Origin of the sequence: Allobosea psychrotolerans (assembly GCF_002917105.1) — a bacterium.
GTDB classification, from domain to species: domain Bacteria; phylum Pseudomonadota; class Alphaproteobacteria; order Rhizobiales; family Beijerinckiaceae; genus Allobosea; species Allobosea psychrotolerans.
Map to the genome: position 1 here is coordinate 353,111 of NZ_PQFZ01000001.1, position 19,047 is coordinate 372,157.

Consider the following 19,047-nt stretch of genomic DNA (forward strand, 5'->3'; position numbering starts at 1 on the left):
TCAACCGGGAAGCGGCCAGGCTCAGCTCGACAAGCCCCGGTTGAGCGCGAAGTCGACACAGCCCCAGATATGGGCGGATAGAATCTCCTGCGCCCTGGCGGATTGGCGGTTCAGGGCTGCATCCAGCAAGGCCCGGTGCTCGTCGGCGGCAATCTCGCCGCGGAAGATGACGAAGACCATCTGGTAGCGCAGATAGAGATCATAGACGCCCGAATGCAGGCCCAGCAGTGCGCGCGAGCCGCAGGCCGAGACCAGCGCCTGGTGGAACTCCCAGTCATAGCGTTTCCAGGGCTCGGCATTGGAGCGGTCGCCGGCGAGCAACTGGGCCTCCATCCGGGCGAGCTTGTGATGGGCGGCGACGACGCGGCCTTCCCATTCCATGTCGCCGGCCTGGAAGGATTGCTCCATCGCATGGCATTCGAGCAGGAGGCGCAGCGCGGCGATCTCCTTGAGGTCGGCTGCCGAACAGGGCGCGACCTGGAAACCGCGCTGCCCCTCGGCGACGACCAGGCCTTCCGGCACCAGGCGGTTGAGGATTTCGCGCAAGGTGCTGATGCCAACGCCGTAATCCAGGCGCAACCGCTCCAGCTTGAGCCGCTGCCCGGGCTGCAGGCGCCCGAAGACGATGTCGGCGCGCAGCCGGTCATAGGCTTGCTCGCCGGCTGTTCCGGCGTCGGTCTCGTCGCGCAGGATCTGGGCTGAAAGCTCGTTCATTCACAGTGCTCGCATTCGCAGGCTCGCCCCTGGGCCTCGCGCTCCGACATAGACCCAGGCTGGAAATGAGGCCAGCCGGGATGCAACGGCCGGTATCAACCCATTATATCTGATATTTTATGATTCATCAGTTGAAATTAGTTTCAGCAGATGAAAGATTAGCGCCTGGGCTACCCGTGGCAAGCGGGAGCGAGAGCCGATCACGGCTGCAAAGCGCCGTGCGACCTGTAACCCTGGGGAGGGAACACCGATGTCTGGACCGAAATTTCTGCGACGCGACATCCTGCTGGGAGGCGTTGCGCTTCTTGCCGCGCCGGCGATTGCGACCCGGCCGGCGCTGGCGATCACACCGGCCGAGATCAAGAGCCGGGGCAAGCTGGTGGTCGGGATTCAGGGCGACAACCCGCCCTGGGGCTTCGTCAACAGCGCCGGCAAGCAGGAGGGGCTGGATGCCGATATCGCCGAGCTCTTCGGCAAGGAGCTTGGCGTTTCCGTCGAGTTCGTGGCGCTGGAGGTCAACAACCGCATTCCTGCGCTGACGACCGGGCGCGTCGACCTGCTCTTCGCCACGATGGCGATGCTGCCGGAGCGGGCCAAGGCCGTGCAGTTCAGCAAGCCCTATGTCGCCAACACCATCGTCCTGATCGGCCCGAAGGCGGAAAGCATCAAGACCAATGCGGATATGGGCCGCTACACCATCGGCGTGGCGAAGGGCGCGGCCCAGGACACGCAAGTGACCAAGAATGCGCCGGCCAACACCACGATCCGCCGCTATGACGGCGATGCGCCGAGCATCCAGGCGCTGGTCTCGGGCCAGGTCCAGGCGCTGGGGGGCAACATCTTCTACCTCCAGCGGATCGAGCAGGCGCGGCCCGGCATCTTCGAGAACAAGCTCGAATTCCAGAACCTCTACAACGGCGCCTGCACGCGGCTGGGGGAGAAGGAGATCAACGCCGCGATCAATCTCTTCATCGACAAGATCAAGGCCAATGGCGAGCTTCAGAAGGTCTACGACAAGTGGATGAAGGTGCCGGTGCATAAATTCCCGGACAGCATCGAGAACATCCCCTTCACCGTCAGCTGATCGCACCCGCCGCGCCGCCATCCGGTGGCGGCGCGGGTTAGCCAGTTAGCGGCAGTCGCTACGGAGCCTGTCCATGAAGAAGCCGATCTATGTCCTGAACGGACCCAATCTGAACCGCCTCGGCCGCCGCCAGCCCGAGATTTACGGCCATACCACGCTGGCCGAGGTCGAGGTGCTCTGCCGGGCGGCGGTGCCCGAGCGCGAGATCGTCTTCCGCCAGTCCAACCGGGAATACGAGCTGATCGAATGGATCCACGAGGCGATCGACGAGGGGGCCGGCATCGTCATCAACCCGGCCGGCTTCACCTTCACCTCCGTCGCGATCATGGACGCGCTCAAGATGTTCGAAGGACCGATCATCGAGTTCCACATCTCGAACGTCCACAAGCGCGAGGCGGTCTACCATAAATCCCTGATCTCGCCGGTCGCGACGGCGGTGATGGCTGGCCTCGGCGCGCGCGGCTACGCCACGGCGCTGATCGCGATGCGGGATCTGTTGAGCCAGAGCTAGCGGCTTTCGACGAGACAAGAATCGTCATCCCGGGACGCCGTTCGGGCGCTCGGGGTGACAGAGAGATTCTGAGCGCAAGCCGTGGATTTCGAAAGATGGGATAGCGTTCGCGGCTGGCGCAGGGCGCCCGCAGCCAAGCCTCGCAGCCGGACCGAGGCTTGCACGCGGCGGGCCCCGGTCGGCGGCGTCCAATGCGGGCTCGGCGCCTGTTCTCAGGCGGAGATCGCGCCGGTCGGCGAATAATCCGTCAGCGTCATGATCCGGTCCTCGATTATGCCGACGAGATTGCCGTATTCGATCGAGGTGACGCGCTTGATCTCGATCCATTCCGGGTCGGCCAGGAACGTCGTCCAGCGCGCCGTCCGGGTCTCGTTGTCGGGCCAGGCGAGGATATAGGCGAATTCGGTGCGGCCGGCGCTTGCGGTCTCCCACGTCGCCACGATCTGGAAGCCGTGCCGCGCCATGATCCGCATCGCATGGTCGCGAAAGCGGGCGTGGAAGGCGGCCTTGTTGCGCTCGAAGATCTCGTAGATGCGCAGCTGGTGGATCATGCCCGGCTCCTTTGACGATAGTCGCAGCCCTCATCCCGAGGAACCGCGAAAGCAGCGCCTCGGGGGATCATCGAGAGCCTGCCGGAGCATCCTTCGTGACGTGGACTTCGTCCACTCCTCAGGATGAGGGCTGAATGCCGCACTCAGGCCGCCGTCTTGGCCTTTTCCGCCGCCATCATCTCGACGAAGCGGGTGAACAGATAGTGGCTGTCCTGCGGGCCCGGCGAGGCTTCCGGGTGGTGCTGCACGCTGAAGGCCGGGCGGTCGGTCAGGGCGATGCCGCTGTTGGAGCCGTCGAAGAGCGAGACATGGGTCTCGACCGCATGCGCCGGCAAAGAGGCCGGATCGACGGCGAAGCCGTGATTCATCGAGACGATCTCGACCTTGCCCGTGGTCTTGTCCTGCACAGGGTGGTTGGCGCCGTGGTGGCCCTGCTTCATCTTCATGGTCTGGCCGCCGATGGCCAGCGCCATCATCTGGTGGCCGAGGCAGATGCCAAAGGTCGGGATCTTCTTGTCGAGCAGCGCCTTGATCACCGGCACGGCATATTCGCCCGTCGCGGCCGGGTCGCCCGGTCCGTTCGAGAGGAAGATGCCATCCGGCTGCAGCGCCAGGATGTCCTCGGCGCTGGCGGTCGAGGGCACGACCGTGACCTCGCAGCCGGCCTTGGAGAGCAGGCGCAGGATGTTGCGCTTCACGCCGTAGTCGATCGCGACGACCTTGTGGACCACGCTCTCGCGCTTGCCATAGCCCACCGGCCAGATCCAGGGCGTCTCGTCCCAGCTATAGCGCTGGGCGGCGGTGACCTGCGGCACGAGGTCGAGCCCGGCCATGTCGGGCAGGGCTGCGGCCTCGCGCTTGAGCCGCTCGATGTCGAAGACGCCGTCGGGACTGTGGGCGATGATCGCATTGGGCATGCCGTTGTCGCGGATCAGGGCGGTCAGCGCGCGGGTGTCGACGCCGCTGATGCCGACGATGTTGCGGGCCTTGAGCCAGGCGTCGAAATGCCGGTTGGCGCGCCAGTTCGAGGGTTCGGTGATCGCGGCATGCAGCACGAGGCCGCGCACGCCCGAGGAGGCGGCTGCGTTGACCGTCTCGACGTCGTCCTCGTTGACGCCGACATTGCCGATATGGGGGAAGGTGAAGGTGATGATCTGCCCCGCATAGGACGGGTCGGTCAGGATCTCCTGATAGCCGGTCATCGCGGTATTGAAGCAGAGTTCGCCGGGCGCCTGGCCGGTCGCGCCGAGGCCGAAGCCCTCGAGCACCATGCCGTTGGCCAGTACCAGCAGCGCGGTCGCGCGCGGTTCGATCCAGCCGCCGGCGGCGGGGTTTCCTTCGGGAGCGGTCATGTCTATGTCTCGGTCCAGGCCGCGCTGGGCGGCAATGTTTCAAGGCGGGCAGCGGCTTTTTCGCTCCGCCGGTCTGGAGCGCGAGCCTTAAAGGCGCGCCTTCATGCCGTCAATCGATGCAGGCGCAAGCCTGCGGCACAAAAAGGGAATACCCACATGACAAGCCTGCGCGAGCGCTTCACGGCCGATCTCAAGGAGGCGATGAAGGCCGGCGAGAAGGGCAAGGTCTCGACCATCCGCCTGATCACCTCGGCGCTGAAGGACAAGGACATCGAGGCGCGCGGCCTGGGCAAACCTGAGACGACGCCCGACGAAATCCTCGCCTTGCTGCAGAAGATGATCAAGCAGCGCCAGGAATCGATCGCGATCTACGACGCCAATGGCCGCCCCGAGCTGGCAGCAGGCGAGCGCGCCGAGGTCGAGGTCATCAACGCCTATCTGCCCAAGCAGATGTCGGAAGACGAGGTCAAGGCGGCGATCGCGGCGGCCGTGACCGAGAGCGGCGCTGCGTCCGTCAAGGACATGGGCAAGGTCATCGCGATCCTGCGCGCGAAATTCGCCGGCCAGATGGACTTCGCCAAAGCGAGCGGGCTGGTGAAGACGGCGCTGGGTGGGTGATCACGGGGGCGGGCGCTTTACGCCCGCTCGATATCTGTCAGCGAAAAATCTTCGCCCTTGAACAGGAGCGGCCAGCCGCGCGCTTTGGCGAGCGCGTAGGCGGCGCAATCGCCCATGTTGAGACGGGCAGCGTGCCGGCCCTTGCCGAAGCGCCGGTACGCGTCGAAGGCGAGGCGCCCCATGTCCTCGTCGAGCGCAACAACGTCTATGTCCCATTTCGTGAGAAGGTCTTCGAGGCGGCCGACCTCGATTCCTCTGCCGAAGGTGATCACAAGGCGCGCTTCGAGCAGGTTGAGCGCGCTGACGCAGCGGCGCGACGTTGCGGCGAGGCTGTCCAGCAGGGTTTCGGCGTCATCCTCGCCGGAAATGATGGCCACGAGTGCGGATGCATCGATGACCAGCATCAAAGCAGGCCGTTTTCATCATAGCCGATGATGTCGTCCATCTCCTGCTTGCTCATGGAGCGGACGGGGCGCTCAACTTGGTACTTCTGGTAGAAGTCCGCGAGCCAGCGCCGTCCTTCGGCTATCCGCCGTGCTTTCTCCGGTTCCGGCAAGCCGTCGCTCTCGAGTTCGCTTTTTACAGCCTGACGCACCGCTTCCGTCAGGCTGACGCCGCGTCTGCGTGCAAGGGTGCGCACGAAGCGCTCCGTCTCTGGATCCTTGATGTTGAGGGCCATGGCTGTCTTCCTTTTGGCGAATTTTCTTTATCATGGCGCTGTGGATAGCGCCAATAAATCGGGCAGCCATGCTGGCTGCGATTGGCTTTCGACAGGGTTGAGCCCACATAGGAAAGCATGAAATTCCCGCCCTCCATCCTGGAAGAGATCAAGGCGCGGCTGCCTGTGTCGGCGGTCGTGGGCAAGCGCGTGCGCCTGGCCAAATCGGGCCGCGAATGGAAAGGCCTGTCGCCCTTCAACGCCGAGAAGACGCCCTCCTTCTTCGTCAACGACCAGAAGGGCTCGTTCTTCGATTTCTCCTCGGGCAAGAACGGCGACATCTTCAAATTCGTGATGGAGACGGAAGGGCTTTCCTTCCCGGAAGCCGTCGAGAAACTCGCTTCCGAAGCCGGCGTGACGCTGCCGAAGATCACGCATGAGGCGCAGGTCCAGGAAGAGAAGCGCAAGAGCCTGTATGAGGTCGTCGAGCTCGCGGCGCGCTTCTTCGAGGCCGAGCTCATGGGCGATCGCGGTGCGGCGGCGCGGCGCTATCTCTCGGGCCGGGGCCTGGAGGGCGAGGCGCGCAAGCTCTTCCGCATCGGCTATGGCCCGCCGGACCGCTTCGCCTTGCGCGATCACCTCGCAGCCAAGGGTGTCGACGCCGCGCTGATGATGGAGACGGGGCTGCTGGTGCATGGCGACGAGATCGCCGTGCCCTATGACCGTTTCCGCGACCGCATCATGTTCCCGATCCATGATGCGCGCGGCCGGGTGATCGCTTTCGGCGGGCGGGCGATGAGCGCCGAGGTCTCGGCGAAATATCTGAACTCGCCGGAGACGCCGCTCTTCCACAAGGGTTCGCTGCTGTTCAACCATCACAATGCTCGCAAGGGCGCGCATGACACCGGCCAGGTGATCGTCGTCGAGGGCTATGTCGACGTGATCGCGATGACGCTGGCGGGCTTTCCGCAGACGGTCGCGCCGCTTGGCACGGCGCTGACCGAGGATCAGCTCGGCCTGCTCTGGCGCATGGCCGACGAGCCGGTGATCTGCCTCGACGGCGACAAGGCCGGGCGCAAGGCGGCGAGCCGCGCGATCGACCTCGCGCTGCCCATGCTGGAGCCGGGCAAGTCGCTCGCCTTCGCGACCTTGCCTGACGGGCAGGATCCCGACGATCTGGCGCGGTCGGGCGGCAAGATGGCGGTCGCCGAGGTGCTGCAGGCGGCGCGCCCGCTGGTCGACATGCTCTGGACGCGCGAGGTCGAGGCCGGCCCTCTCGACACGCCCGAGCGTCGCGCCGCCTTCGAGCGCCGGCTGAAGGAGCCGCTCGGCCAGATCAAGGACGAGGCGACGCGCCGGCATTACCGCCGCGAGATGGATGAGCGCCTGAGTCAACTTTTCGCCAGCGCGGCCCCTGCGCGGGCCGAGCGTGGCCGTGACGGCGGCTTTCAGCGTGGCCGCCCTCAAGGCGGCGGCGCCGGGCGCGGTGGCTTCCGGCAGGCCGTGGCGCCCTGGGCCGTTGGCCCGCTCAAGGCGAGCAGCCAGTTGACGCAGTCGCGGTTGATGGCGGGCCGTCGCGGCGAGGATGTGCGCGAGGCCTTCATCCTACTGGCGCTGGCGAGCCATCCCGATCTGATCTTGCGCTGCGCCGACGAGATTGCCGAGCTCGCGCTGGATGGCCCCGCCGCCGAGCGCTTTCGCCAGGTGCTGCTCGAGGCTGCCATGGATGACAGCCTCGACGAGAATGCGCTTGCCGATCGCCTGCTCCAGCCGCGTGTGCAGGAGGCTCAAAGCGCGCTATTGGCGATCACCGGGCCGGCCGAGCGCCAAAAATTGACGCAAGCGGCTGATCCAGAATCGGTTTTCGACTCAATTCGACAGGCTATCGTCTTGCATCATCGCGCGCGGACGTTACATAGCGAGCTGAAGGCAGCCGAGCGCGCATTGGCTGACGAAGCGACCGAAGCCAATTTTGCCTGGATCAAGGACGTCAAGGCCCGCCTCGAGACGATCGAGGGCACGGAGGCCATGTCCGGAGATTGAGGATTAGCTGCTCCGGCTTCCGCGGTCATGCTGTGCGTGCCGATTGCAGGTGGTTTACGATTCATCAACGATGATCGGCGCCATCTGGCCGAAGTGATTTGGGTGGGGTGAGCGCGCCGGACCAGCGGCCGCGCCGCCCTTTTATGCGTCTGCATGTGGCTTCTTCCGAGCCGTGGCGACGCGCGAGTGCGGAGCGCTGATTGATGGCGACAAAAGCGAGCGAACGGGAAAAGACCGACCAGGTCGCGCCGGAAGCCCCCCCGACGTCCGATGGACCGTTGCTCGATCTGACCGATCAGGCCGTAAGGCGGATGATCAAGCTCGCTAAGAAGCGCGGCTATGTCACCTATGACGAACTGAACGAAGTCCTGCCCTCGGAGGAGTTCTCCTCCGAGCAGATCGAGGATGTGCTCGGCCAGCTCAGCGAGCAGGGCATCAACGTTGTCGACAATGAGGACCCCGAAGCCTCGGGCGAGGAGCGCGCGGCTGCGCGCACCGGCACGAACGGCGACGAGGAGGAGAGCGAGGGCGAGCTCGCCGAGACGCAGCGCTCGGCGCTCCCTGTCGAGGTCAAGCGCAATCTCGAGCCGACCGAGCGCACCGACGATCCGGTGCGGATGTATCTGCGCGAGATGGGCTCGGTCGAACTGCTTTCCCGCGAGGGCGAAATCGCCATCGCCAAGCGCATCGAGGCCGGCCGTGAGGCGATGATCGCAGGCCTCTGCGAGAGTCCGCTGACCTTCCAGGCCATCATCATCTGGCGCGACGAGCTCGTCGAAGGCAAGGTGCTGCTGCGCGACATCATCGATCTGGAAGCGACCTATGCCGGGCCTGACGGCAAGAACCCGTCGCAATTGCCCGGCGAAGGCGAGGAGGGTGAGCCCGGCGAAGCTCCCGCGCCCGCCGGCGAGGTGCCGGAAGGCGAATTGCCGTCCGACATGGACGACGACGACATCGAGAACAACGTCTCGCTCTCGGCCATGGAAGCCGAGCTCAAGCCGCGCGTGCTCGAGACCTTCGATTCGATCGCCGACAACTACAAGAAGCTGCGCCGCCTGCAGGACCAGGACATTGCCAACCGGCTGGAGAACACGAAACTCTCGCCGTCGCAGGACCGCAAATACAAGAAGCTGAAGGACGACATCATCACCGCGGTGAAGTCGCTCTCGCTCAACAACAACCGCATCGAGGCGCTGGTCGAGCAGCTCTACGACATCAACAAGCGCCTGATTTCGCATGAGACGCGGCTGCTGCGCCTGGCCGAGAGCTATGGCGTCGGCCGCGAGGACTTCCTCAAGCAGCATGTCGGCGGCGAGCTCGACCCGAAATGGGTTCTGCGCGTCTCCAAGCTGGGCTCGCGCGGCTGGCGTGAATTCGTCGGTGCCGAGCTCGAGCGGATCAAGCAGCTGCGCGAGGAGATCCATACGCTGGCCTCCGAGACCGGCCTGGAGATCCAGGAGTTCCGCAAGATCGTGCTGATGGTCCAGAAGGGCGAGCGCGAGGCCCGGCAGGCGAAGAAGGAGATGATCGAGGCCAATCTTCGCCTCGTGATCTCGATCGCCAAGAAGTACACGAACCGCGGCCTGCAATTCCTGGATCTGATCCAGGAAGGCAATATCGGCCTGATGAAGGCGGTCGACAAGTTCGAGTACCGCCGCGGCTACAAGTTCTCGACCTACGCGACATGGTGGATCCGCCAGGCGATCACGCGTTCGATCGCCGACCAGGCCCGCACCATCCGCATCCCGGTGCATATGATCGAGACGATCAACAAGATCGTCCGGACCTCGCGCCAGATGCTGCACGAGATCGGCCGCGAGCCGACCCCGGAGGAGCTGGCCGAGAAGCTCGCCATGCCGCTGGAGAAGGTGCGCAAGGTCCTCAAGATCGCCAAGGAGCCGATCTCGCTCGAAACCCCGATCGGCGACGAGGAAGACAGCCATCTCGGCGACTTCATCGAGGACAAGAACGCGATCCTGCCGATCGACGCGGCGATCCAGAGCAATCTGCGCGAGACCACGACCCGCGTCCTGGCCTCGCTGACGCCGCGCGAGGAGCGCGTGCTGCGCATGCGCTTCGGCATCGGCATGAACACCGACCACACGCTGGAAGAGGTCGGCCAGCAGTTCAGCGTCACGCGCGAACGTATCCGCCAGATCGAGGCGAAGGCGCTGAGGAAGCTGAAGCATCCCAGCCGCAGCCGGAAGCTCAGGAGCTTCCTGGACAATTGAGCTGATCGCAAAGGCGGGTCGAGAGACCCGCCTTTTTTCTTGGCCTTTTTTCTTGGCTGGTACGGTGCCAGGATGGCGGCTTCAGGGGGGCAGCTATGACCGACGAGCCTGATCCGGTGGAGATCGAAGCGGCGGTTCAGGCCGCCCGGGCGCAGGCCGAAGCGCAGAGGAAACGGCCCGCCGCGGCGAGCGATACGGGCAGCACGGCCACCGATGGCGTCGGCGACGTCGTCAGCGCCGTCCTTGACGGCACGCTCGACCTCGCAGGCAGCATACTCTCCGGTGCCGGCGAAGCCGCCGCTTCGGTGATCGGCGGCGTCTTCGAAGGTCTGGGTTCCTGATCTGACCTGCGGCTCCTGCGTTTGGACGCCCGGCGCCCTTTCCTATACGGCGTGAAGCGTTTTCCGGCGCTCTGCGTCAGGTCGCGCTGTCGTGCCGGAGCCGCCATGGTTTTGACAGGTTGGCGGTTGATCGCGACGATCGTGCTGTCGCTCCTCCCTGGGATACCGCTGGTGTCGTTCATGGGATCTTCCCGATCTTCGTTTTCGGGGCGTTCGGCATCTTCGCGAATGCCGGGCCGATCCTGACGGATGGCGGGGAAGGCTCCACCGCACCCGCGTGATGGCGCCTCATCCGAATCGGGATTCTGCGAGGTTTTTGAATGAGCGCTGATGTGACGATCCGCTACAAGAGGACCCGAGTGGCCCGGCTTGCGCTCGGCGGAGTCGCGATGATCGCGCTGTCTGCTTTCATGGCCGTCGTTCTGTATCGAAAGGGTGGGACCGGCTCCTTCGCGTTCTTCATCGCCTGCGTCGGCGTCGTCTTCTTCCTGGGTTGCCTGCTCATGGCGCTGCGCAACCTGTTCGATGCGCGCCCGGCCATCGAGATTTCGGCGCAAGGCCTGTTGGCGCCGGCGATCTCGCCGAGCCGGATCGCCTGGGCCGATCTGCGCAGCATTCGCCTGGTGCGATACAAGAACCAGCCGATCATCGAGCTCACGGTTTCCGAGGAAGCCGAGCGCAGCCTGCCGCTTACGCGCTTGGTGCGGTGGTCGCGGGTCGCCAATCGCGGCTTGGGTTTTCCGGGACTATGCATCAGCGCCGGTTTTTTCGACCAGTCGCCGGAGCGCACCGCGCAACTGATCGGCGAGGCGGCCACCTCCTATCAGCAGTTGCAGGGAAGGCCGCTTGGCATTTGAATGGGGGCTGACCTTCGCGCGGGCGATTTCGACCGCAGCTGCCGGAGCCGCCATGTCCCCCGAATTCCTCCTGACCTCGCTGATCATCGTCGCTTCGCCCGGCACGGGCGCGATCTACACCATCGCGGCGGGCCTCACGCGCGGCACCCGCGCCAGCGTGTTGGCTGCCTTGGCCTGCACACTCGGCATCGTACCGCATCTCATCGCTGCGATGATGGGGTTGGCGGCGCTGCTGCATGCGAGTGCGCTGGCCTTCGAGATCGTGAAATATGCCGGCGTCGCCTATCTGCTCTGGATGGCCTGGCAGACCTTGCGCGAGCAGGGCGCGCTCAAGGTCGAGACCAAGGCCGATCCGCGCTCAGGGTTGCGCGTGCTGACCGACGGCATCGCGATCAATGTGCTCAATCCGAAGCTGTCGATCTTCTTCGTCGCCTTCCTGCCGCAGTTCATCGCCGCCGACGACGCCGCGCCGCTCACGCGTATGCTGGAGCTCTCCGGCGTGTTCATGGCGATGACCTTTGCGGTCTTCGCGCTCTACGGTCTCTTCGCCGCGGCGATGCGTGACAAGGTCGTCAGCCGCCCGGCCGTGATGGCCTGGCTGCGCCGCAGCTTTGCCGCCGCCTTTGTCGCGCTGGGCGCCAAGCTCGCGCTGACCGAGCGCTGACGGCCGCGACGGGGATGATCTCGCAATCGGTCCTCGCCATCGAGACCCATGGAGCCGGGCTCTATGAGTTCACCGATCGCGTCGCGGCCTTCGTCCGCCCTGCCGGTGTCGAAAGCGGATTGCTGACGCTGTTCCTGCGCCATACCTCCTGCTCGTTGCTGATCCAGGAGAATGCCGATCCCGATGTGCGGCGCGATCTCGACGCGTTCTTCCGTCGTTTGGTGCCTCCCGCCGATGATCCGGCGATGGCCTATCTGACGCATCGCGCGGAGGGGCCCGACGACATGCCAGCCCATATCAAGGCGGCATTGACGCCGGTCTCCCTCTCGATCCCGGTCATGGACGGACGGCTTGCGCTGGGAACCTGGCAAGGCATCTATCTGTTCGAGCACCGCCGGCGGCCGCATCGACGAGAGGTCGTGCTGCATTTGGGCGCCTAGAGGTTGCTAGGCGCTCTGCCCTTAGGCTGGCGGAGCCACGATCAGCGCCATGATCCGCCGCACCAATGGCAGGACCAGAAGCAGCGTCGGGAAGGCGACCAGCCAGGACAGGCCCCAGGAGACCGGCCAAGTGGAGAGGAAGTCCGGGGAGGGGCCAAGTGCCCGCAGCGTCGCGATGGCCGAGACGACGAAGGTCATCACGATCGACAGCAGGAAGGGCAGCACGACAGTGCCATAGCGCGCCGGAAGCCGGCGACGGGACGATAGGTTGGACATGGGACGATACGCTTTCGTAAGCGGGCCGTGCCGCGGGGGCATTGCAAGACATCTTGGCAAGGCATCCTGACGGCGACAGCCGGGTTGGATGCGTTGCCTGACGTGAGACGCTTACGACCGGCCTGTCAGGCCGATGCCGCTTTCTAGCGGCTGCCAAGCTTGTCGCCAAGCCCTTCCTTGCGCCAAGTCCTGCCTTACGCCAAGTCCTTCCTCGCCGCGCCTCGCCCCTTCATTCGCGCCCGGCGAAGATGTCGGGCTTCGGCACCGGCTCCCAAGCCTCGCCGGCCGCAATGAAGCAGCTCATGCCTTGCGGCGTGGTGGCGATGAGGGTCCAGGAGCCGGACTGGCCGGCGAGGATCTCGAAGACGAAACCGCCATCGGAGAGGCCGCGGCCGATGACCAGCTCTCCGAAGGAACTGTGCAATTGCGCGATCAGCCGGGTGCGGTCGATGCAAGGCGGACCGCGCGGCGCCTGGGATTGCGCGGCGCAGGACAGGCTGAGCGCGATCAGGCCGAGCCCTGCGAACGACGAGGATTTTGCGAACGACAGAGATTTGATGAGTCTCATCGCCACCTCCCTATTCAGGGGGGGCCGCGCAAGCAGCTTGGGCGTAAAGGGGCCATGCGGTCGCCCTGAACGCCTTCAATCTGGAGATTTTGTCGCCGTTTTTCAAGTCTTGCGGATATTTCCGGGCTTGGGCGCCTCGATTCTTGGGGCCTCGATCGTGGACGAGCGCAAACCGGGCTCCCCTTGGCGTCAATCCTCTCGATCACGTCGCATTCGGACGGTTCCGTCCGAATGCGACGTGATCGATACTAAAAGCTTAGAGCAATGCTCGCGCGAAAAACCGGTACCCATTTTTTCGCGCAATGCCCTCGATCACGTCGCATTCGTACGGTTCCGTCCGAATGCGAGAAACGTGATCGATACTAAAAGCTTAGAGCATTGCTCCCGCGAAAAACCGGTACCCACTTTTTCGCGCAATGCTCTATATCAGGTCACAATGAATGCGGAGGCTCCATGTCGTTCCTGAAATCCCTGTTCGGCCTGGGCGGCAAGGCCAGCGCGACGCCGGCCGGCCCGCTCAAGAGCATCGAGCATAATGGTTTCACCATCCATGCGACGCCCTATCAGGAGGGCGGGCAGCACCAGCTCTGCGGCGTGGTCGAGAAGGAGATCGACGGGGAGCTCCGCCAGCATCGCTTCGTGCGGGCCGACCGCTTTCCCGGCGCCGAGGACGCCGCCGATTTTGCGCTGGTGAAGGGCAAGCAGCTTGTCGATGAGCAAGGCGATGCGCTCTTTAAATAAATCGGCCGCGACGCTGCTGCCGAGTGATGTCGATTACGTTAAGGCATATCGGTATGTTGCTCTGCGGCGCAGAAGATAATTTCTGGATCGTTTCTTGAGTTTTTTCAGAATTTTCATTTTTTATTGATGTTCTCGCTCCATTTTGCAGAGTGAGAGGCAATCCCGCTGAAGTGGCCCGCTGGGCTGCTGCTTTAAGCATTTGTTGTGATCTCTACGGCTTCTATCGAAAGCGCAGAGTTTCAAAAATGTTCAGCGGATTGCCCCGATGTCCAAGGCTGTCACCAGCCCCGACGCAACTGCCTATCGCCGGTTCTCCGCCGATCGTCAGATCGCGTCGGGCTTCGCTGCGCTGAGGGAAGGCGGTGTCGATCTCTCCCAGATCGCGGCCGCGGCGGCGAAGAACGACATGCCGGTCCGCCGCGACGCCTGGTTCGAGGGCGTGCTCGATCAACTGCCGATCTGCGTCTACATGACCGATGCCGGGGGGCGGGTCACCTATGTCAACCGCGCCGCCAGCGCCTTTGTCGGGCGCGAGCCGCGCATCGGCGCGGATCGCTGGTGCATCACGCACAAGCTCTTCACCATCGAGGGCGCGTCGCTCGCACCCCAGGACGGCCCGATGGCGGTCGCGCTGCGCGAAAGCCGGCCGGTGCGCGGCGTCGAGGCCATGCTCGAACGCCCTGACGGGACGCGGACGCCGATCCTGACCTATCCGACGCCGCTGTTCGGGGATGACGGCGCGCTGACCGGCGGCTTCAACCTGCTGGTCGACATCAGCAAGCGCAAGCAGGCCGAGCAGAAGCTGGCGGACACGCTGCATCATGACGGGCTGACCGGGCTGCACAACCGCCCGGCGCTGAGCGCCCATCTCGACCGGAGGCTGACGCAGGCGCGCCTCGCCGGCGAGGGGCTGGTCGTGATGCGCATGGACCTCGACGGCTTCAAGGCGCTGAACGACGAGCATGGCCATGCCGTGGGCGACGCCGTTCTGGTCGAGGCGGCTCAGCGTCTGCGGGCCAGTGCCGACGACGCCTTCCTGGCGCGGATCGGCGGCGACGAGTTCATGCTGGTCTCGGGCGCGCTGCAGACCGAGGGCGAGGCGCGGGCGCAGGCCGAGCGCGTATGCTGTGCCTTCGCGGACGAATTCTTCGCGGGCGGCCATTCCTTCAAGATCAGTGTCAGCGCCGGCTACGCGCGCTTTCCGGGGGATGGCGAGGATCAGATCCGCCTGATCGCTGCCGCCAACGCCGCCTTGAACCTCGCCAAATCCGAGGGGCCGGGCGCGATGCGCATGTTCGATCTCGCCGAGCAGGCGCGCGAGCAGGAACGCGTCACCTTCAGCCGGCACCTGCGCCAGGCGATCGAGCGCGACGAGATCCATCCGCATTACCAGCCGCTGTTCCGGGCCGATGGCTCGATCGCAGGCTTCGAGGCGCTGGCGCGCTGGAAGGACCCGGTGCGCGGCATCGTCGCACCGGCGAGCTTCATTCCGGCGGCGGAGGAGGGCGGGCTCATCGCCAGGCTCGATGCCTATGTGCTGCGCAGCGCCTGCATCGAGGCGGCGCGCTGGACACAGCCCTTGCGGATTTCCGTCAACATCTCGGCGCTGGAGTTCCAGTCCGGCGACCTGCCCGGACGTGTCGCGGCGGTGCTGGCCGAGACCGGCCTCGACCCCGAGCGGCTCGAACTCGAGATCACCGAGGGCGTCATGGTCACCGATGCCGACCGCGCCATGGCGACCTTCGGCAAATTGCGCGCGCTCGGCGTGCGCATCGCGCTCGATGATTTCGGCACCGGCTATTCCTCGCTCTCCTATCTGCATCGCTTCCCGCTGACGACGCTCAAGATCGACCGCAGCTTCGTCGCCAAGCTCGGTGTGACGCTGGAATCGGTCGCGATCACGCGCGCCGTCATCCAGCTCGGCCATGCGCTCGGCATCGAGGTGGTGGCCGAAGGAGTCGAGACGCCCGAGCAGCTCGACTTCCTGATCCAGGAAGGCTGCGACCTGACGCAAGGCTTCCTGCTCGGCCGCCCGCTGGATGCCAGCGCCTATGCGCATGTGACGGGCGCCTGAGGGGCACGCCTCCTCCACCAACGCCGTCCCGCCCTGCGGGGCCTGCGCTTGTCGCGCGCGGCGGCGCCGCCTAATCCTCGCTCCCAGAGCATTTTCGAGCGAAGTGGATACCGGTTCGCGTGAAGAAAATGCGTTAAAGCAAAGATCTAGAGCAATTGAACGATCCGATCGGATCGGAGATTGCTCTGGAAAAGTCGTTCTCTGAAAACGACGGCGCGAGGAAACATGGCTTCCCTGGATGCGCGTTATGCGCCGGATTCCTCCTATGCCTGGCTCAGGCTGGCGATGTCGCTGCTGCTCGGCACGGTCGCCTGCGTCGGCACCTGGTCAGTCGTGGTCGTGCTGCCTTCGGTGCAGGCCGAGTTCGGCACGCTCAGGGCAGGCGCTGCGCTGCCCTATACCTGCGTGATGATCGGCTTCGGCTTCGGCAACATCGCCATGGGCCGCATAGCCGATCGCTACGGCATCGTCGTGCCGGTGGTGATGGGGGCGCTCCTGCTCGGCAGCGGCTATATGCTGGCGGCGCTGGCGCAATCGCTCTGGCAGTTCGCGCTCATCCATCTCGTCCTGATCGGCATTGGCGGCGGGGCCGGCTTCTCCCCGCTGATCGCCGACCTGTCGCATTGGTTCCGCAGGCATCGCGGGCTTGCCGTGGTGTTCGGCGCATCGGGGAGCTATCTCGCCGGGGTGATCTGGCCGCAGCTCATCACCTGGGGCTTGGCGCATCATGGCTGGCGGGCGACGCATATCGGTATCGGACTGACGGCGCTCATCATCATGCTGCCGATGTCGCTGTTCTTCCGGCGCCGTCCCTCGGTCGAGCACATGGCGGCCGACGATGCGGCGAGCACCAGCGCGCGCGGCGATCTCGGCCTCTCCGCGAACCAGTTGCAATGGCTGCTCGCGGTGGCGGGGTTCTGCTGCTGCGTCGCCATGGCGATGCCGCAGGTCCATATCGTCGCCTATTGTGGCGATCTCGGTTACGGCGTCGCGCGCGGCGCGGATATGCTCTCGCTGATGCTGCTGCTCGGCATCATCAGCCGCATCGGCTCGGGCTTCGTCGCCGACCGCATCGGCGGAACGGCGACGCTGGCTTTGGGCTCGGCGATGCAGGGCGCGGCGCTGTTCCTCTATCTCTGGTTCGACGGCCTGACCTCGCTCTACATCGTCACAGGCATTTTCGGCCTGTTCCAGGGCGGCATCGTGCCGATGTATGCGGTCATCATCCGTGAATACCTGCCGGCCAAGGAGGCGGGCGTGCGCATCGGCATCGTGATGTCGGCGACGGTCCTGGGCATGGCCTTCGGCGGCTATGTCTCGGGCGCGATCTTCGACTATTTCGCCTCCTATCGCGTCGCCTTCCTCAACGGGCTGGCCTGGAACCTCGTCAATCTCGGGCTGGTGTGCTGGCTGATGATGCGTGCGCGACCGCGGAATTCGCTTGGCAGCTCTACGCCAGCGGCCGCCTGACGCGGCTTTCTGCGCGTCCTGGCTCACGGCCAAAAGTTCGCTCAGGTCAGGCGGTGGCGTGAGGGCTGCGGCCTCATCACAACCGCGCCGTCATTCCGGGCGCAGCCCCCGGGTCCGATCTTCGATCGGCCCAAGGATAGACTCCGCGGAGAGCCGGAATCCATCGTAGGGTGCAGCGCCCTTCGATGGATCCGGATCGGACCCGAGGGCGGCTTGTCTGGAATGACGGCGGGGCTGTGCTGACAGCGCGGTGCTTCAAGCCGGCTTGTCGCCCGGCCGGTACGTCCCAAAGCACCAGACATGGCCTTCCGGGTCCTTGCAGATGAAGTCGCGGCTGCCATAGGGCTGGTCGGTCGGCTCCATCAAGATTTCGGCTCCGGCTGCTCGCGCCCGCCCGCAGCGGGCGTCGATGTCGTCGGTGGCGATATAGGGCGAGGCGGTGGTGCCGCCGAGCTCGGCGGGGCTGGCGACCAGCTTGACGAATTCATTGTTCTCGGCCGAGCCCAGCATGACGAAGCTCTCACCCATGCGCAGTTCGCCATGCAGCAGGGTCTTGCCGTCCGCCGAGTAGTAGGCGGCGTGTTTCTCGAAGCCCAGGGCCGCGATCGGCCAGCCGGACATGCTCAAGAATATCGCGGCGACGCATCGCAACGTGCTACGACCGATGCGCCCACACCTTCTTCTCCGCAATCTGTATCGCGGCAGCCGTCATCTTCTGGCTCTGGTCAACGAGTCCTGAGCCAAGTTTCGGTCGGCAGGCGGCATGCGCAACCAGCTTCTCGGGCCAGGTGTCGAACCTGTCCTGGGTGCGCTCGATCAACCTGCGTGAGGAAGAGCCGACCGCCCGACCCTGACGCGACCGCTCGCCTATCCGAACAAAAAAAATCTCCCGCGCAAGTCGGCAGGACCGGTCGCTACCAAGGTTCCGGCGGGTTGATGCCAGTCGCCGATTTTACCCCGTTTTACAGCTGCGATCGCGACCGAGTGCTAGTCTTCCGCTCGACGCGGCCGAACGACGTCGTCGTTAACCCCGGAGAGACAGAAATGAGCAGTTTTCGGCAGATGCTTTTCCTGGCGGTCGGCGCGGCTGCGCTGATGGCCAGCTCGACCACGATCGCTCAGGTGGCGGCCAAATCCGTCGTCCTTGTCCATGGCGCCTTCGCCGACGGATCGTCCTGGCACAAGGTCATTCCCCTGTTGGAAAAGGCCGGCTTGAAGGTCATTGCCGTCCAGAACGCACTGCAATCGCTTGAAAACGACGTGGCGACGACGCGCCGCGCGATCCGAGATGCTGAAGCTCCTGTTGTTCTGGTTGGTCACTCCTATGGCGGGATCGTCATTACAGAAGCCGGCAATGACCCCAAGGTCGGAGCGCTGGTCTACGTGGCGGCCTACGCTCCAGACAGCGGAGAGGCCCAGAGCCACATCACCTCTCGATATCCGCAACAGGAAAGTCGTGCCGAGTACATCCGCGATGAAGACGGGTTCCTTAGGATCAGTGATGCGGGAATCTCCCGCTATTTTGCTCCGGACCTGACGGCCGGAGAGCAGAAACTGGTGACCGCCGTACAAGGCAGGCTGCACGCAAGAACTCTCACGACGCCGGTCGTCCGCGCGGCCTGGCGAGACAGACCCACCTTCATGGCAATTGCGACGAACGATGCCATCATTCCGCCGCAGCTCCAGAAGGATCAGGTGGAGCGATCACGGGCGATGTCGATCGAGGTGCCGTCCAGTCATGTCGCAATGCTGTCCTTTCCTGAAAGAATCTCTGAGCTGATCATCCGCGCGGCCAGATAGCCGCTAGGATACAGGACATAGAAGCACGGGCGGGGCGAGGCCTGACGGCCAGAG

The 19,047-nt window shown here is 64.8% G+C and carries 21 protein-coding genes; 13 read left to right on the forward strand and 8 right to left on the reverse strand.

What is annotated here, in order from left to right:
• Window positions 1-21: 21 nt before the first annotated feature.
• Window positions 22-714, reverse strand: a complete 693-nt coding sequence (locus tag CYD53_RS01750; RefSeq protein WP_103716397.1) for a GntR family transcriptional regulator — start codon at window positions 712-714, stop codon at window positions 22-24.
• A 250-nt stretch (window positions 715-964) separates the two neighbouring features.
• On the opposite strand from CYD53_RS01750, the gene CYD53_RS01755 reads away from it, so the two are divergent.
• Window positions 965-1,798 carry a transporter substrate-binding domain-containing protein gene (locus CYD53_RS01755; protein WP_103716398.1) on the forward strand — a complete coding sequence of 278 codons (834 nt, stop codon included), beginning with the start codon at window positions 965-967 and terminating at the stop codon, window positions 1,796-1,798.
• Between the two features lie 73 nt (window positions 1,799-1,871).
• Complete coding sequence (locus tag CYD53_RS01760; protein ID WP_103716399.1) at window positions 1,872-2,309, forward strand: type II 3-dehydroquinate dehydratase; 438 nt, start codon at window positions 1,872-1,874, stop codon at window positions 2,307-2,309.
• 212 nt (window positions 2,310-2,521) lie between these two features.
• Here the strand turns inward: CYD53_RS01760 and CYD53_RS01765 are convergent, their stop codons facing one another.
• Together CYD53_RS01765 and carA are read right to left on the reverse strand one after the other, a co-directional pair.
• Complete coding sequence (locus CYD53_RS01765; RefSeq protein WP_103716400.1) at window positions 2,522-2,860, reverse strand: NIPSNAP family protein; 339 nt, start codon at window positions 2,858-2,860, stop codon at window positions 2,522-2,524.
• 143 nt (window positions 2,861-3,003) lie between these two features.
• Complete coding sequence (gene carA / locus CYD53_RS01770) at window positions 3,004-4,212, reverse strand: glutamine-hydrolyzing carbamoyl-phosphate synthase small subunit (protein ID WP_103716401.1); 1,209 nt, start codon at window positions 4,210-4,212, stop codon at window positions 3,004-3,006.
• A gap of 156 nt (window positions 4,213-4,368) precedes the next feature.
• On the opposite strand from carA, the gene CYD53_RS01775 reads away from it, so the two are divergent.
• On the forward strand, window positions 4,369-4,830 hold the full coding sequence (locus CYD53_RS01775; RefSeq protein WP_103716402.1) for a GatB/YqeY domain-containing protein: 462 nt from the start codon (window positions 4,369-4,371) through the stop codon (window positions 4,828-4,830).
• A 17-nt stretch (window positions 4,831-4,847) separates the two neighbouring features.
• On the opposite strand, the gene CYD53_RS01780 is transcribed toward CYD53_RS01775, so the two are convergent.
• Complete coding sequence (locus tag CYD53_RS01780) at window positions 4,848-5,234, reverse strand: type II toxin-antitoxin system VapC family toxin (protein WP_103716403.1); 387 nt, start codon at window positions 5,232-5,234, stop codon at window positions 4,848-4,850.
• On the reverse strand, window positions 5,234-5,509 hold the full coding sequence (locus CYD53_RS01785) for a type II toxin-antitoxin system VapB family antitoxin (protein ID WP_103716404.1): 276 nt from the start codon (window positions 5,507-5,509) through the stop codon (window positions 5,234-5,236). Before CYD53_RS01785 ends, CYD53_RS01780 begins: the two co-directional genes overlap by 1 nt.
• A 117-nt stretch (window positions 5,510-5,626) precedes the next feature.
• On the opposite strand from CYD53_RS01785, the gene dnaG reads away from it, so the two are divergent.
• The 6 genes from dnaG to CYD53_RS01815 all read left to right on the forward strand — a co-directional run bounded on the left by dnaG (window position 5,627) and on the right by CYD53_RS01815 (window position 12,064).
• Complete coding sequence (gene dnaG / locus CYD53_RS01790; protein WP_103716405.1) at window positions 5,627-7,531, forward strand: DNA primase; 1,905 nt, start codon at window positions 5,627-5,629, stop codon at window positions 7,529-7,531.
• A 203-nt stretch (window positions 7,532-7,734) separates the two neighbouring features.
• Window positions 7,735-9,762 (forward strand): RNA polymerase sigma factor RpoD, encoded by a 2,028-nt coding sequence (gene rpoD / locus CYD53_RS01795; RefSeq protein ID WP_103716406.1) that lies wholly within the window; start codon window positions 7,735-7,737, stop codon window positions 9,760-9,762.
• Window positions 9,763-9,857: 95 nt separating this feature from the next.
• Window positions 9,858-10,103 (forward strand): hypothetical protein, encoded by a 246-nt coding sequence (locus CYD53_RS01800; RefSeq protein WP_103716407.1) that lies wholly within the window; start codon window positions 9,858-9,860, stop codon window positions 10,101-10,103.
• A gap of 320 nt (window positions 10,104-10,423) precedes the next feature.
• Window positions 10,424-10,960 (forward strand): STM3941 family protein, encoded by a 537-nt coding sequence (locus tag CYD53_RS01805; RefSeq protein ID WP_103716408.1) that lies wholly within the window; start codon window positions 10,424-10,426, stop codon window positions 10,958-10,960.
• Between the two features lie 52 nt (window positions 10,961-11,012).
• Complete coding sequence (locus CYD53_RS01810) at window positions 11,013-11,624, forward strand: LysE family translocator (protein WP_103716660.1); 612 nt, start codon at window positions 11,013-11,015, stop codon at window positions 11,622-11,624.
• 14 nt (window positions 11,625-11,638) lie between these two features.
• The gene (locus CYD53_RS01815) at window positions 11,639-12,064 is read left to right on the forward strand and encodes a secondary thiamine-phosphate synthase enzyme YjbQ (protein ID WP_425428250.1); all 426 of its coding nucleotides are present in this window, start codon (window positions 11,639-11,641) and stop codon (window positions 12,062-12,064) included.
• Window positions 12,065-12,085: 21 nt separating this feature from the next.
• On the opposite strand, the gene CYD53_RS01820 is transcribed toward CYD53_RS01815, so the two are convergent.
• Together CYD53_RS01820 and CYD53_RS01825 are read right to left on the reverse strand one after the other, a co-directional pair.
• Window positions 12,086-12,340, reverse strand: a complete 255-nt coding sequence (locus CYD53_RS01820; RefSeq protein ID WP_092167064.1) for a DUF2798 domain-containing protein — start codon at window positions 12,338-12,340, stop codon at window positions 12,086-12,088.
• 229 nt (window positions 12,341-12,569) lie between these two features.
• The gene (locus CYD53_RS01825; protein ID WP_103716409.1) at window positions 12,570-12,908 is read right to left on the reverse strand and encodes a hypothetical protein; all 339 of its coding nucleotides are present in this window, start codon (window positions 12,906-12,908) and stop codon (window positions 12,570-12,572) included.
• Between the two features lie 453 nt (window positions 12,909-13,361).
• Between CYD53_RS01825 and CYD53_RS01830 the strand changes: the two genes are divergently transcribed.
• The 3 genes from CYD53_RS01830 to CYD53_RS01840 all read left to right on the forward strand — a co-directional run bounded on the left by CYD53_RS01830 (window position 13,362) and on the right by CYD53_RS01840 (window position 17,193).
• Window positions 13,362-13,649, forward strand: coding sequence for an HlyU family transcriptional regulator (locus CYD53_RS01830; protein ID WP_103716410.1), 288 nt, complete (start codon window positions 13,362-13,364; stop codon window positions 13,647-13,649).
• Between the two features lie 265 nt (window positions 13,650-13,914).
• Window positions 13,915-15,723 carry a putative bifunctional diguanylate cyclase/phosphodiesterase gene (locus tag CYD53_RS01835; RefSeq protein ID WP_103716411.1) on the forward strand — a complete coding sequence of 603 codons (1,809 nt, stop codon included), beginning with the start codon at window positions 13,915-13,917 and terminating at the stop codon, window positions 15,721-15,723.
• Window positions 15,724-15,948: 225 nt separating this feature from the next.
• Window positions 15,949-17,193 carry an MFS transporter gene (locus CYD53_RS01840; protein WP_103716412.1) on the forward strand — a complete coding sequence of 415 codons (1,245 nt, stop codon included), beginning with the start codon at window positions 15,949-15,951 and terminating at the stop codon, window positions 17,191-17,193.
• Between the two features lie 255 nt (window positions 17,194-17,448).
• Here CYD53_RS01840 and CYD53_RS01845 read toward each other — a convergent pair whose 3' ends face one another.
• On the reverse strand, window positions 17,449-17,814 hold the full coding sequence (locus tag CYD53_RS01845) for a VOC family protein (protein ID WP_103716413.1): 366 nt from the start codon (window positions 17,812-17,814) through the stop codon (window positions 17,449-17,451).
• Window positions 17,815-18,237: 423 nt separating this feature from the next.
• Between CYD53_RS01845 and CYD53_RS01855 the strand changes: the two genes are divergently transcribed.
• Window positions 18,238-18,993: an alpha/beta hydrolase gene (locus CYD53_RS01855; protein ID WP_103716414.1), complete on the forward strand. Its 756-nt coding sequence runs from the start codon at window positions 18,238-18,240 to the stop codon at window positions 18,991-18,993.
• Window positions 18,994-19,047: the final 54 nt, after the last annotated feature.